Source organism: Streptosporangium sp. DT93, assembly GCF_049844535.1.
GTDB lineage: Bacteria > Actinomycetota > Actinomycetes > Streptosporangiales > Streptosporangiaceae > Streptosporangium.
This window is the reverse complement of record NZ_JBNCLF010000010.1, coordinates 36,186-48,276: the sequence shown is the minus strand read 5'-3', so window position 1 is coordinate 48,276 and position 12,091 is coordinate 36,186. Positions and strand designations below refer to the sequence as shown.

General features: G+C 73.7%; 11 protein-coding genes. 5 read left to right on the top strand and 6 right to left on the bottom strand.

The window, feature by feature from the left end:
* Positions 1-226 precede the first annotated feature (226 nt).
* Positions 227-1,009: an alpha/beta fold hydrolase gene (locus ACLQ2R_RS21765; RefSeq protein ID WP_425962084.1), complete on the bottom strand. Its 783-nt coding sequence runs from the start codon at positions 1,007-1,009 to the stop codon at positions 227-229.
* 61 nt (positions 1,010-1,070) lie between these two features.
* Between ACLQ2R_RS21765 and ACLQ2R_RS21760 the strand changes: the two genes are divergently transcribed.
* Positions 1,071-1,424, top strand: coding sequence for a MerR family transcriptional regulator (locus tag ACLQ2R_RS21760; protein WP_425962082.1), 354 nt, complete (start codon positions 1,071-1,073; stop codon positions 1,422-1,424).
* A gap of 58 nt (positions 1,425-1,482) precedes the next feature.
* Here ACLQ2R_RS21760 and ACLQ2R_RS21755 read toward each other — a convergent pair whose 3' ends face one another.
* Positions 1,483-2,592, bottom strand: a complete 1,110-nt coding sequence (locus tag ACLQ2R_RS21755; RefSeq protein ID WP_425962080.1) for a Gfo/Idh/MocA family protein — start codon at positions 2,590-2,592, stop codon at positions 1,483-1,485.
* Positions 2,577-3,296 carry a ThuA domain-containing protein gene (locus ACLQ2R_RS21750; RefSeq protein WP_425962078.1) on the bottom strand — a complete coding sequence of 240 codons (720 nt, stop codon included), beginning with the start codon at positions 3,294-3,296 and terminating at the stop codon, positions 2,577-2,579. Before ACLQ2R_RS21750 ends, ACLQ2R_RS21755 begins: the two co-directional genes overlap by 16 nt.
* 328 nt (positions 3,297-3,624) lie before the next feature.
* Here ACLQ2R_RS21750 and ACLQ2R_RS21745 point away from each other — a divergent pair, with 328 nt between their 5' ends.
* A complete protein-coding gene (locus tag ACLQ2R_RS21745) occupies positions 3,625-4,827 on the top strand; it encodes a low temperature requirement protein A (protein ID WP_425962076.1) in 1,203 nt (400 codons plus the stop codon).
* A 24-nt stretch (positions 4,828-4,851) separates the two neighbouring features.
* Here ACLQ2R_RS21745 and ACLQ2R_RS21740 read toward each other — a convergent pair whose 3' ends face one another.
* The gene (locus ACLQ2R_RS21740; protein ID WP_425962074.1) at positions 4,852-7,635 is read right to left on the bottom strand and encodes a tetratricopeptide repeat protein; all 2,784 of its coding nucleotides are present in this window, start codon (positions 7,633-7,635) and stop codon (positions 4,852-4,854) included.
* Between the two features lie 96 nt (positions 7,636-7,731).
* On the opposite strand from ACLQ2R_RS21740, the gene ACLQ2R_RS21735 reads away from it, so the two are divergent.
* Both ACLQ2R_RS21735 and ACLQ2R_RS21730 read left to right on the top strand, forming a co-directional pair.
* Positions 7,732-8,184 carry a carboxymuconolactone decarboxylase family protein gene (locus ACLQ2R_RS21735; RefSeq protein WP_425962072.1) on the top strand — a complete coding sequence of 151 codons (453 nt, stop codon included), beginning with the start codon at positions 7,732-7,734 and terminating at the stop codon, positions 8,182-8,184.
* Positions 8,185-8,215: 31 nt separating this feature from the next.
* A complete protein-coding gene (locus ACLQ2R_RS21730; protein ID WP_425962070.1) occupies positions 8,216-8,506 on the top strand; it encodes a hypothetical protein in 291 nt (96 codons plus the stop codon).
* Positions 8,507-8,670: 164 nt separating this feature from the next.
* Here ACLQ2R_RS21730 and ACLQ2R_RS21725 read toward each other — a convergent pair whose 3' ends face one another.
* Positions 8,671-9,486 (bottom strand): hypothetical protein, encoded by an 816-nt coding sequence (locus ACLQ2R_RS21725; RefSeq protein WP_425962068.1) that lies wholly within the window; start codon positions 9,484-9,486, stop codon positions 8,671-8,673.
* A 532-nt stretch (positions 9,487-10,018) separates the two neighbouring features.
* On the opposite strand from ACLQ2R_RS21725, the gene ACLQ2R_RS21720 reads away from it, so the two are divergent.
* Complete coding sequence (locus ACLQ2R_RS21720; RefSeq protein WP_425962066.1) at positions 10,019-10,393, top strand: hypothetical protein; 375 nt, start codon at positions 10,019-10,021, stop codon at positions 10,391-10,393.
* A 169-nt stretch (positions 10,394-10,562) separates the two neighbouring features.
* On the opposite strand, the gene ACLQ2R_RS21715 is transcribed toward ACLQ2R_RS21720, so the two are convergent.
* The coding region (locus ACLQ2R_RS21715; RefSeq protein WP_425962064.1) for a WD40 repeat domain-containing protein at positions 10,563-12,091 on the bottom strand (1,529 nt) is incomplete at its 5' end.

Below are 12,091 nucleotides of genomic sequence, written 5' to 3'. Positions count from 1 at the left end.
ACCCCCCCGCGCGGCCCCCCCCCGGCGCCGCGGCGCCCGCCGCCCGGCGCGCCCCCCGGGCGGGGCCGCCCCGGGGGCCGCCCGCCCCCTGCCCGGCTCACCGGGGGGAGACGACGAACGACGTCGTCCCGCTCGGTGCCACCGGTGGAGGGCGGGTGGGATCGGCGCGGTGGGGCGGGCCCGCCGGGGTGGGCGGGAATCGGCGGGGACCGCCGGGGGTGCGGCCTCAGAGCCCGTGCTCGGCCAGGAACTTCTCGATCAGCTCCTGCCACTCGGCGGGCCGCTCGGCCATCACCACGTGCCCCGCCTCCACCTCGGCGTGGCGCGCGCCGCGGATGTGGTCCGCCAGGTAGCGGGAGTTGGCCGGGGCGACCAGGACGTCGCGGGTCGTCCCGACGACCAGGGTCGGTACCGTGATCGCGGCCAGGTCCTCCCGGGTGTCGGCGGACCGGCCCAGGGCCGCCTGCTCCACCACGCCGAGCGGCGGCCCGGCGGGCCCCGGGTCCAGCAGGGCCGCGAACTCCTCCTCGGACAATCCGTTGAGGAACTCGACGCTGAAGCCGTTCACCGCGCGCATCCTGGCGAAACCCTCGGTGTCGCCGCGGTTCAGCAGGTGCTCCCACAGGCCCAGTGAGAGGTCGATCTGGTTGTCGGCCCTGGCGAAGCCCGCCGTCAGCACGAGCCCCCGCACCCGTTCCGGGTGGCGGGTGGCCGCCCGCACGGCGACGGCGGTGCCCAGGGAGAAGCCGATCACGGTGAAGGTCTCCACCCCGGCGCCGACCGCGGAGGAGACCACCGCGTCGGTCAGCTCGTCCAGGGTGAAGCCCTCGGCCGCCCGCGGGGTGGCGCCCGAACCCGGGTAGTCGGAGCCGACGACGGTGTGACCCCGGGCCAGGACAGGTATCAGCGCCCCGTAGTTGTCGGCGACGCTGCCGCTCGCGCCGTGCGCGAGCAGGATTCCGGGGCCGGAGCCGGTGACGGTGGTGGCGAGGTCGGGAATTCGTCTCATGTCTGCGAGGTTGCCGTCTCACATCGGTGTGAAGGTCAAGTCCTCTCCGGAAGGAAACACGATGCGGATCGGCGAGCTGTCCCGGCAGACCGGTGTGAGCAGCCGGTTGCTGCGCTACTACGAGGAGCAGGGACTGCTGCATCCCGAGCGGGACGGCAACGGCTACCGCCGCTACCGTCCCGAGGCCGTCGAGCGGGTCGGGCGCGTCCGCGAGCTGCTCGCCGCGGGCCTTCCCACCGACACGATCCGCCGGTTCCTGCCCTGTGCCGAGAACGGGCCGGACCCCGTCTCCGGCTGTGCCGGCTACACCGACATGCTGGACTCCCACCGTTCCCGCCTCGCCCGGGACATCGCCGACCTCCAGCGTCGCCACGAGGCGTTGACCGCCTACACCGCCGCCCTGCGCCCGGACTGAGAGGCCCCCACGGCCCGCCCGCCCCGGCGCGACCGTTTCGCGGGCCTCTCGCGCGCGGCTACCCCGGTGATCCCGTCCGCTCCCCTGCGGGGGCGGAGGTGACGGGCCGGGGCCGGTCGCAGGTGCTGGCCACGTCCACCGCCTGTCCCGCGCGCGCCGAGGCCAGCAGCGACTCCATGACGTCCAGGACGTGGTAGGCGAGCCGGCCGCTCGCGCGGGGCTCGACCCCGGGCGGGGTGAGCGCGAAGTCGGCCAGGCCGTCGCCTCTCCCCGCGGGCTCGTACCCGGCGCTCACCGGGAGGGTCCGCCACCCCTCGTCGTCGAGGCACCGGAGCCGGACGTCACCGGCGAAGTGGTTGGGGTCGGGGAGCACCAGGGAGCCCTGATCGCCGTGGACCTCCAGGTGGGGGGACGTGGTGGCGACGCCGTCGAAGGTCATCACCAGGGTGGACAGCGCGCCGGAGCGGTGCACGAGCACCCCGGTGACGTGCGTGTCCACGCCGACGGGGACGGTCTCGCCCTGCCGGGGGCCCGTGCCGATCGTGCGCTCGGCGCGGGGACGGGACGCCGCCCCGACGACCGTCGCCACCGGCCCGAGCAACGTGACGAGCGAGGTGAGGTAGTAGGGGCCCATGTCCATCAGGGGTCCCCCGCCGGGGGCGTAGTAGAAGTCGGGGTGGTGGTGCCAGCGTTCGTGCCCGGGGGTGACCATCGTGGCCGTCGCCGCGACCGGCCGGCCGATCAGGCCGTCGTCGAGGGCCCTGCGGGCGGTCTGCGTCGCGGTGCCCAGCACGGTGTCGGGCGCGCATCCCACCCGCACCCCGGCGGCGTCGGCCGCCGCGAGCAGCTCGCGCGCCTCGACGGTCGTGGCGGTGAGCGGCTTCTCGCAGTAGACGTCCTTGCCCGCGGCGACGGCCTTGTGCGCCACCTCGGCGTGGGCCGCGGGGATCGTGAGGTTCAGCACGACGTCGACGCCGGGGTCGGTGACCAGCTCGTCCACGGACAGTGCCCGCGCTCCCGGCCGGGTCCGCACCGTCTCCCGGGCCCGCGCGGGGTCCAGGTCGGCCGCGGCGGCCAGGGTGAGGCCGGGCAGGCGCTCGATCGTCCGCAGGTACTGGCCCGCGATGGTGCCGCACCCGACGAGACCGATGTTCACCGGGCGGCCCACAGCATGCCCCTCTCGACGATGGTGCGCACGCTGGGGTGTTCGAGGACGTCCAGGCTGTGGCCGGGGGTGGTGACGAAGATCCTGCCCTCGCCCCACCGCCGGGTCCAGGCCGCCGGGGAGGTGACCTCGCGGTGCCAGGGGTCCCAGGGGCGGACCTTCTGGGTGGTGGTGGCCAGCACGTCGTTGTAGGCGTCCGACAGCACCCAGTACTGCTCGGTGACCAGGTCGAAGTCCTCGATGCCGCGGACGATCGGGTGGTCGGCGGCCTCGGGCCGGATGTTCACCGTATGCGGGACGAAGTCGTGGTCGGTGGAGCCCTCGGCCCGCTCGGCGGGGTCCTTGCCGGGGTGGCAGGCGAACTGGCCGCCGATGAGGTGGAGGTAGTCGGAGGAGGCGCGGAAGGAGTCGGCGATGCCGCCGTGCCAGCCGGCCATGCCGGTCCCGGCACGGATCGCCGCCTGCAGGCCGTCGAGCTGGCCGGGCTCGATCGTCCCCATCGTGTAGCACTGCACGATCAGGTCGACACCGGCCATGTAACCGGCGTCCGCGTACCGTTCCGGGGAGCCGGTCACGTGCACGTCGAACCCGTTCCGCTCGAGGAACGGGATGAACAGGTCGGTGGCCGCCACCGGCACGTGCCCCTCCCAGCCGCCCCGCACCACCAGGGCGACACGGCCGCGCTCATCCACGTGGTTTTCCGCCATAAAGCCGCCTTTCGTATGACATATCGGCATGATCGTGTCACCGTGGTGGCCGGGGATGCAATGCCCGGACGGTTCCCGCCGGAGGCGCGCACGCCACCCCGCCGGAACGGGCGGATCGCCGCTCCCTGCCGGCGGGACACGACGTCCCCCTGCCCCGCCCCGCCTCGCCTCGGTACGGCCAACCCCTGCCAGGCCCGGCCGGCCCCGGCCCGTTCCGTCGCGGGACGGGACGGGAGGGAACGGCCCCGCGGGCTCCTGTGGTAGGACGGACCCGGAAACGACAGGAGCGAACACCTTGCCACCAGCACGTACCGGGATCCGGGTCCGGATGAGCGCGCGTCCCATCGACGAGCCGCACCGCGCCTCCAGCCAGTTGGAGCTCCTGTTCGACCTCACCTTCGTGGTCGCGATCGCGGCCGCCACCGCCCAGCTCGCGCACGCGATCGCCGACGGCCACGCCCTGGCGGGGCTGGTCCCGTTCCTCCAGGTCTTCTTCGCGATCTGGTGGGCGTGGATGAACTTCACCTGGTTCGCCTCCGCCTACGACACCGACGACGTCCCCTACCGGCTGCTGACCATGGTGCAGATGGCGGGCGTGCTGGTCCTCGCCGCGGGCGTCCCGGCCGCGGCCTCCGGCTCCGACTACCGCGTCGTCACGCTCGGCTACCTCGTCATGAGGCTCGGGCTCGTCGCCCAGTGGCTGCGGGCCGCCGTCGAGCACCGGGAGGGCCGGCGCACCGCGCTGCGCTACGCCGCCGGGATCATCGTCGTGCAGGTGGGCTGGGGGCTGCGCCTGCTGGTCTGGGAGACGGGAGCCCTGTCGCCCTCCGCCGGGACGGCCTTTTTCGCCGCCCTGGTCGTCGCGGAGCTCGCGGTGCCGCGGTGGGCGGAACGGACCGGCAGCACCGGCTGGCACCCGCACCACATCGCCGAGCGGTACGGCCTGTTCACGATCATCCTGCTCGGCGAGAGCGTCCTCGCCGCGACCCGGGGCGTCGAGGGTGCCCTCGAGGCCGCCGAGATCGGCTCCCTCGTGACCGTCGCCCTGTCCGGTCTGGTCCTGCTGTTCGCCCTGTGGTGGCTGTACTTCCTCACCCCCGCCGGCGAGGGCCTCAGCGACCGCCGCCACCGCTCCTTCCTGTGGGGGTACGGCCACTACGGCGTCTTCGCGGCCCTCGCGGCCCTCGGCGCCGGCCTGGAGGTCGCGGTCGAGCAGACCGGCCACGGCGCGCGGGCGTCCGCCCTGGCGATCTGCTACGCCGTCGCGATCCCGGTCGGCGTGTTCCTGACGCTGCTGTGGATGGTCCACGCCCCCATCGTGGCGGAGCCGGTCGTCCGCCCCGCCCTGGTGCTGGGCTGCGTCGCCGTCGTCCTGCTGCTGCCGCTCGCGGCACCGTCGATCGGGGTCGCGGCCGTGGTCGCGGCGATCGCGGCGGCCTGCGTCCTGCTGACCGCCCTCGCGATCGCCCTCACGCCGGGCCGGGCGTCCGCACCGGATCGAGCCGCGCCGGACCAGGCCGCGCCGAGGTAGGCCGGCCGGTGCGGGGCGGTCCCGCTACGCGGGCTCCCCGGCGTGTTCCAGGAAGGCGCGGACCTCCTCCGCCTCCGGGACGCCGAGCTCCCCGTAGAGGCCGAGAGCCGTCCGCCCGTGCTCACGCGCCCGTTCCGGGAGCCCCAGCGCGAGGTGGGCACGGGCCAGGCCGGCGTGGGCGCGGGCCCGCTCCGGCCGGTTGCGCGTCCGGTCGGCGAGCGCGAGCGCGGCCGTGTGCTCCTCGACCGCCCGGGCCGGGTCGCCGGCCGCCTCGGCCAGCCCGTTGAGCGCGACCGCCTCGTCGGCGGTGTTGCCGAGCCTGCGGTAGAGGGCCGCGGCCTGCTCGTGGCGGGCGCGCGCCTGAGCGGGCTCGCCCTGGTGCCGCAGGACGACGCCGAGGTGGTCGAGGGTCGCCGCCTCCCCTGCCGGGTTGCCGACCTTGCGGTGGAGCGCCAGCGCCAGGTCGAGATGGCGCCTGGCCTCCTCCGGACGACCGGCCCGGTCCATGACCAGGGCGAGGATGCCGAGCACGTGCGCCTCGCCCCAGGTGTCGGCGCCGATCCTGGTGAGGTCGAGCGCCTGCCCGAGGTAGTGCCTCGCCTGCGCGTCCTGCCGCCGGCGCAGCGCCACGTTGCCCAGCGCGAGCAGTGCCCGGGCCCGTTCGGGGGCCTCCTCGCACACGTCGAGGGCCCGGTGGGCGTGCTCCTCGGCCCGCTCGTACTCGCCGAGCCGCCAGTGGGTCCACGCCAGGTCGGCGAGGGCACGCGCCTGGACCACGCGGTCGCCGAGCGTACGGCTGCGCCGGAGCGCGAGGGTGTGCAGCGTGAGCGCGTCGTCGTGGTGCGCCTGCCGGTCGAGGAAGGGGCGCATCACCAGGGCCAGGAGCCCGAGGCAGATCTCCGGCCCGTGGACGGCGGTCGCGATGATGTTGGAGCGCTCGGCGTCGAGCCAGGCGATCGCCTCCGCGGCGTCGCAGACGGGCGCGATCGGGGCGGCCGGCCGGGGGACGCCCTCCCGCGTTCCGACGCTGTCGGGGAAGAGCCGGTCCATCGCCGCGCGGGAGCGGTGCAGGTAGTAGGTGAGCAGCCGCATGACGGCGCCGTCGTCCTCGGCGAGCGAGCGGGCGTGCTCGCGAAGCAGGTCGTGGAAGGTGTACCGGCCGGGTTCGAGCTGCAGGAGCATGTGGGCGTCGAGGAGACCTTCGAGGAGTTCCTCCGCCTCGTCCTCGTCGACGCCCGCCAGCGCGGCCGCGCCGTGGGTGTCGATGTCGCGGCCGGGCACCAGCCCCAGCAGGCGGAACATGCGCCGCTCGGCCTCGCGCAGGTGCTCGTAGGACACGGCGAAGGCCGCCGACACCCCGTCCAGGAGCCGGCGCCGGTCCCGCAGCCGGCCCGCCAGGTAGGACACGGTCCAGCGCGGCCGGTGCTGCAGGCGCGCGGCCGAGATGCGGACGGCGAGCGGGAGGTACCCGCACAGCCGCAGCACCTCGCGTACGGCCTCCGGCTCGTGGCGGGCGCGTTCGCCCGCGATCCGCTCGAACAGTCCGGCGGCGTCCTCCTCGCCCGGCGGCTCGACCGACAGGGCCCGGGCGCCGTCCAGGTCGACGAGCCGCCGCCTGCTGGTGATCAGGACGAGGGTGTCGGAGTGCCCCGGCAGCAGGGGGCGTACGTGCTCGGCGTCGAGGGCGTTGTCCAGGACGACGAGCACGCGGCGGCCGGCCAGCTCGGCGCGCCAGAGGGCGCCCCGCTCGGCCGGTGCGGCCGGGATGCGGTCGGCGGGAACCCCGAGCTGGCGCAGCAGGGCCTCCAGCGCGGCGGCGGCGTCGATCGGCTCGCGCCCCGCGGTGTGGGCCAGCAGGTCGATGAAGAGCCGGCCGTCCGGATGGCGGGCGGCCAGCCGGTGGGCCACGTGGACGGCGAGCGTGGTCTTGCCGATCCCCGCCATGCCGTCGATCGTGACGACCGCCGACCCGTGGTCCTCGCCCATGAGCCGTTCCAGCTCGGCGGTCCGTCCGGTGAAGTCGGGGATGTCGTAGGGCAGGAAGGTCGAGCGGCGCGGTGGATCCGGGACCGCCGGTGCCGCCGGTGCCGCGCCGGGCGGGCGCAGCGCCGGATCGTCCGCCAGCACGGCCCGTTCCAGCTCGGTGAAGGCACGCCCGGGGTCGAGGCCCTGCTCGTCCGCGAGGACGGCGCGGTAGGAGCGCGCCGCGGCCAGGGCGTCGGCCTGCCGCCCCGCCCGGTGCAGGGCCAGGACGAGGTGGCCGTTGAGCCTCTCGCGGAGCGGAGCGGCTGCCACCTGGGCGGCGAGCCGGTCGAGCAGGTCGTCGTGCCGCCCGGCGGCGAGCTCGGCCTCCACCAGTCCCTCGTACGCCGACAGCCTCCGCTCGTTCCACAGCTCCCGGACACCGCGGACGTAGTGCGCGTGCACGTCCTCCAGCGCCTCGCCCTCCCACAGGTCCAGGGCCTTGCGCGGCTCGCCGGCCGCCACCAGCTCGGTGAACTCCCGCGTGTCGAGCTGCCCGGCCCCCGGCCGCGCGACATAGCCGCCGGCCCGCGTCTCGAGGAGGTCCGCGGCTCCCGCGCCGCGCAGCGCCTTGCGGATCGCGGTGATCGAGGCGTGGATCTGCGACCGGGCGGTCTCGGGCCGGTCGTGACCCCACATCGCGTCGATGAGCCGCTCGGTGCCGACCACCCGGCCCGCGTTGAGCAGGAGGTAGGCCAGAACGGCCCGGTGACGTGGGGCGATGCCGGTCAGGGGCACGCCGTCGACGACCACCTGGACGGGGCCGAGCAGGGTGAGACGCAGCATCGTCCTCCCATCACCGCCGCATCGCGCACGCATGGCGAATGTATCAACCCGGGCGGCCACTGTGGATCTCACACGAACCGAGACGAAGGACACGCCATGGAAGCCCGGATGAAGAACCCCGCCGCCGTCATCCCCGCCGCGGGGCAGCCGATCCAGGAGCTGATCAAGGCAGCCCACTCGCAGGGGCTTCCCCAGGAGCTGATGGAGATGATCCACCTGCGGGTCAGCCAGATCAACGGGTGCGGCTTCTGCGTCGACGCCGGCCTGAAGAGCCTGCGCAAGCTCGGCGAGAGCGAGGAGCGCATCGGCCTGGTCGTCGCCTGGCGCGAGGCCCCGTACTACACCGGCGCCGAGCGGGCCGCGCTGGAGCTGGCGGAGGCCGCGACCCGGCTGGCCGACCGCGCCGACGCCGTCCCCGACGAGGTCTGGAACAACGCCGCCGACCACTTCGACGAGCGGCAGCTCGCCTCGATCCTGCTGATGACCGCCGTCACCAATCTCTTCAACCGCCTGAACGCCCCGATCCGGCAGATCGCCGGCAGCTGGTGATCACCGAACCGTACGAGAAGGAGGTACCGGCGTGACCGCCGTCCGCTCGCACCGCTACTCCGTCGCCGACGCCGACCTGGAGGAGTTCCTGGCCCGGCGCAGCTCGCTGATCGCGACCGTCCGGGAGGGGCATCCCGGGCTGAGCCGCGCCGTGCTGATCCGGCTCGACGACGGCACCTACACCGACACCTGGCAGTGGGAGTCCGCCGGGCAGATGGAGGCCGCGTTCGCCGCCATGCCCACCTTCCCGGAGGCGCCGCTGACCATGGCCCTCACCAGGGACGGCACCGCGTCGAACGGCCGGGTCGTCGACGAGCGCTGAGATCCGCCCGCGGGCCGGCCGGGGGACACGAGGCCCCGCGAGCTCCGGACGCCCCGGCTTCGGGAGCGGGCGTCCGGGCTCCGGAGACCGGGAAGGACCGAGTCCCGGGACGATGACGTGACGTGACGTGACGTGACGTGACACCGCGACGATGTATCTTGACATCAAGGCATTGCGAGGGGGTCGCGGTGATCCACCATGTCCAGCCGACCCGCCCTCCCGGAAGCGAGCCCACTCTGCGCGCCTTCCACGAGGGCGTGCTCGGCCTGAGGTTCCACAGCGAGGATCCCCACGGTGACCGCCGGGAGTTCCTCGAACCGATCGGCCGAGGACGACGATCGCGCGGTGTCGCACCCGCGGTCACGGTCACGGTCACGTCCGTGGTCGCGGTCAGGCCCGCGGTCGCGGTCACGTCCGCGGTCGTGGTCGCGGTCGCGGTCGCGGTCGCGGGGAGTGTGCCGCTCCCGCCGGAACCTCTCGCTCAGCGCCTCGTTGACGACGGCGGAGACCGAGGAGGCATGACCGGCCTCGACGAGCTCCTCGGCGTGGGCGCCCAGCCACAGATCCACGGTGACCGTGATCGACACCTTTCCCCGGCCATCCGCCTCCGGAGGCCCTTCCTCCCGTCGTGAACCGTTCACCCCGCGCGGCCCTTTCGGCCGTGTCGATCGCGCGGGAAGGGCGCGGACGATCCGGCCCGGAAGGGCGGCCGACTCGACGGGGGCGGGGAGCCCTCCGGGGCCGGGGGCGGTGTCGCGCATGGCCCGCCCCCACCACACGCTCAGGACGCCGTCCAGCTCCCGCCCTCGCCGGGCGTCCAGCAGCTCGGCGAAGAACCGTGCCCGCCGACCGGCGCGCAACGCGTCGGAGATCGCGCCGATCGTCCGCGGCACCCTCGGTTCCCTGGCCTCGTACCTGCCGAGGGCCGGTGTCGTCACCGGCTCGTCTCCGGGCGGGACCGCGGGCACGGCGCCGGTCACGGGTTCACGTCCCGACGGGACCAGAGGCACGGTGCCGGTCACGGGTTCACGTCCGGCCGGGACCAGGGGCACAGTGCCGGTCACGGGTTCCTGGACGCGGGGAGGACGTAAGTGAGGCGAGCGGGTCACGTGCACACGATGAACCGGACGGACCCGCTCACGAGGCCGAACGAACCAAGATCTACGAATGCGATACCCGGGGGTCACCCGCCCCAGAAGCCCACGGCCCCGGGAGGCACGCACCCGTCCGGCCGATCGGACACTCCCGTGAAATACCGCCGACCACCTGTCGACAATTACTAATATTTACGACTTACGTATAATTACATCTTATGATCAGAATGATGTTGAATTCCATAAAAAAACTCGCGAACAAGTAAGATGATAGCCAAAACATTCCTTGTTCAGTCTTGCGCCAAGGTCGAGGAGATAAGAGATTAAGTTCCTTGTTAAGGACGACTCGCCTTATATCGTGACTCTCAGTTATGGCCGTCGGGTGATTCGTGCTCGCGGCTCGAACAGAGGAGGAAACATGTACGGCAAGCGACAGTCGCTGGTGCTCGGCTCGGCACTTCTCGCGATCCTCGCCCTCGGACCGGCCTCGATCTCGCAGGCCTCGGCGGCTCCGGCTCCCGCGCAGGCGGCGGGCTCCCCGCAGAAGGCGTCGACGATCGACCCCTCGGACTACTGGAGGGGGTACCGGGACGGTTACCGTGCCGCCGGCCAGGACTGCTCGATGAGGAATTCGAGAAGGTCGTTCGGGCCGCCGAGCGACTACGACAGGGGCTGGCTGAACGGCTACGACGCCGGCTTCGCCCGCTTCTGCTACGGCCGGAGCCAGTACCCGGACCGGTACCCGAACCGATACCCGAGCCGGTACCCGAGTGGGTACTCCACCGGTTACTGAGACCGGCGGCGCGATAGGCGCCAAGACCGGAGGGAGCCTCCCGTCCGCGACCGTCTCCCGTGAGGCGGTACAGGCGGGAGGCTCCGCGCACGCCGGGCCCCAGAACGTCGTCCCGAGCCCCGGAGCGGCCGTCGAGCGATGAGATGCGTCCCGAGCTCCGGGACGGCGCTCAGCCGGGCGGCGGGTGGAGGTCGAAACCGTACAGGCCCTGGTCGCCGCCCGCGGCCACGCCGGAGCCGTCGGGGAACCAGGCGAGGCAGTTGAGGCCCGCGTCCACCCTGGCTCCCGCGGGGAAGGACTCCCCGTACCTGTCCCACATCCGGATGACGCCGTCGTCGGAGCAGGTGGCGAGCAGGTTGCTGTCCGGGGAGACGGCCACGGCGCGGATCCTTCCCGTGGCGGACGACAGCGTCGCCCGCTCCCTGCCCCCGGCCGACCAGACGCGCGCGGTGCCGTCGTCGAAGCAGGCCGCCAGCCAGGTGCCGTCGGGGGCGACGGCCACCTCGCGCGCCGGGCCGGGGCATCCCCTGAGCGGGGCGCGCGCCTTGCCGTCGGCACCCCACAGTCCCGCCGTCCCGTTGGCCGAGAGGATGGCGAACCATCTGCCGTTCGGCGCGATGGTCATCTCGTCCATGGTCTCCACCCGGCACTTGGGGGTGGCGTACCTGTCACCGTCCGGCGTCCAGAGCTGGATCCTCCCGTAGATGGACAGGGTGGCCAGCCAGGCGCCGTCCGGGGAGACGAGGACGTGCGCGGTGGCCCTGACGTTCGCGACCAGCACGGCCCGTTCCCCGCCGTCGGCCCACCAGGCGCGCGCGGTGCCGTCCTCGGAGCAGGTGGCCAGCCAGGTGCTGTCGGGCGCGATCACCACCTCGCGCACCGGCCCGGTGTGACCGGCCAGCACCGCCCTCCGGCTGCCGCCCGCGCCCCACAGCCGTACGGTGCGGTCGGCCGACCAGGTGGCCAGCCAGGTGCTGTCGGGGGCGATCGCCACCCCCCGCAGACGGCCGGAATGGCCGGTGGGAATGGCGCGCCTGCGGCCACCGGCTCCGTGGATGCGGACGACCTGGTCGCCGGACCAGACGGCGAGCCACGTCATGTCCGGCGAGACCGTGCCGTACCGGTCGTTCTCCAGGGGGACGGTGAGGGTCGCCCGGTCCATCCTGTCCTCGTTCCAGAGCTTCACCGACCCGTCGCCGGAGCGCGTGGCGATCCAGTTCCCCTGCGGGGAGATCGCCACGTGGCGTATCAGTCCCGCCCTGCCCCCGCGGTCCCGCCTCTCAGGGACCCGCTGCCCGCTGTCCCGCTGCCCGCTGCCCCGCTCTCCGGTGCCCCGCTCTCCCGTGTCCCGCCGTCCGGGGTTCTGCCGCGCCGGACCCTCCGACCTCCAGATCCGGATCGCCCCGTCGTCGGAGCAGGTGGCCAGGTGCAGGCTGTCGGGCGCGATCACCACCTGACGCACCGACCCGGCATGCCCCGTCAGAGCGGCCCGCTCGCTGCCGTCGGCCTCCCACAGACGCACACTCCGCTCCCCCGACAACGTCACCAGCCAACCACCGTCGGGCGCGATCACCACCTGACGCACCGACCCGGCATGCCCCGTCAGAGCGGCCCGCTGCCTGCCGTCGGCCTCCCACAGACGCACACTCCGCTCCCCCGACAACGTCACCAGCCAACCACCGTCGGGCGCGATCACCA

Coding starts and splice junctions, on each gene's coding strand:
- ACLQ2R_RS21765 (WP_425962084.1), bottom strand. CDS start 1,009: ATGAGACGAATTCCCGACCTCGCCACCACCGTCACCGGCTCCGGCCCC.
- ACLQ2R_RS21760 (WP_425962082.1), top strand. CDS start 1,071: ATGCGGATCGGCGAGCTGTCCCGGCAGACCGGTGTGAGCAGCCGGTTG.
- ACLQ2R_RS21750 (WP_425962078.1), bottom strand. CDS start 3,296: ATGGCGGAAAACCACGTGGATGAGCGCGGCCGTGTCGCCCTGGTGGTG.
- ACLQ2R_RS21745 (WP_425962076.1), top strand. CDS start 3,625: ATGAGCGCGCGTCCCATCGACGAGCCGCACCGCGCCTCCAGCCAGTTG.
- ACLQ2R_RS21740 (WP_425962074.1), bottom strand. CDS start 7,635: ATGCTGCGTCTCACCCTGCTCGGCCCCGTCCAGGTGGTCGTCGACGGC.
- ACLQ2R_RS21735 (WP_425962072.1), top strand. CDS start 7,732: ATGGAAGCCCGGATGAAGAACCCCGCCGCCGTCATCCCCGCCGCGGGG.
- ACLQ2R_RS21720 (WP_425962066.1), top strand. CDS start 10,019: ATGTACGGCAAGCGACAGTCGCTGGTGCTCGGCTCGGCACTTCTCGCG.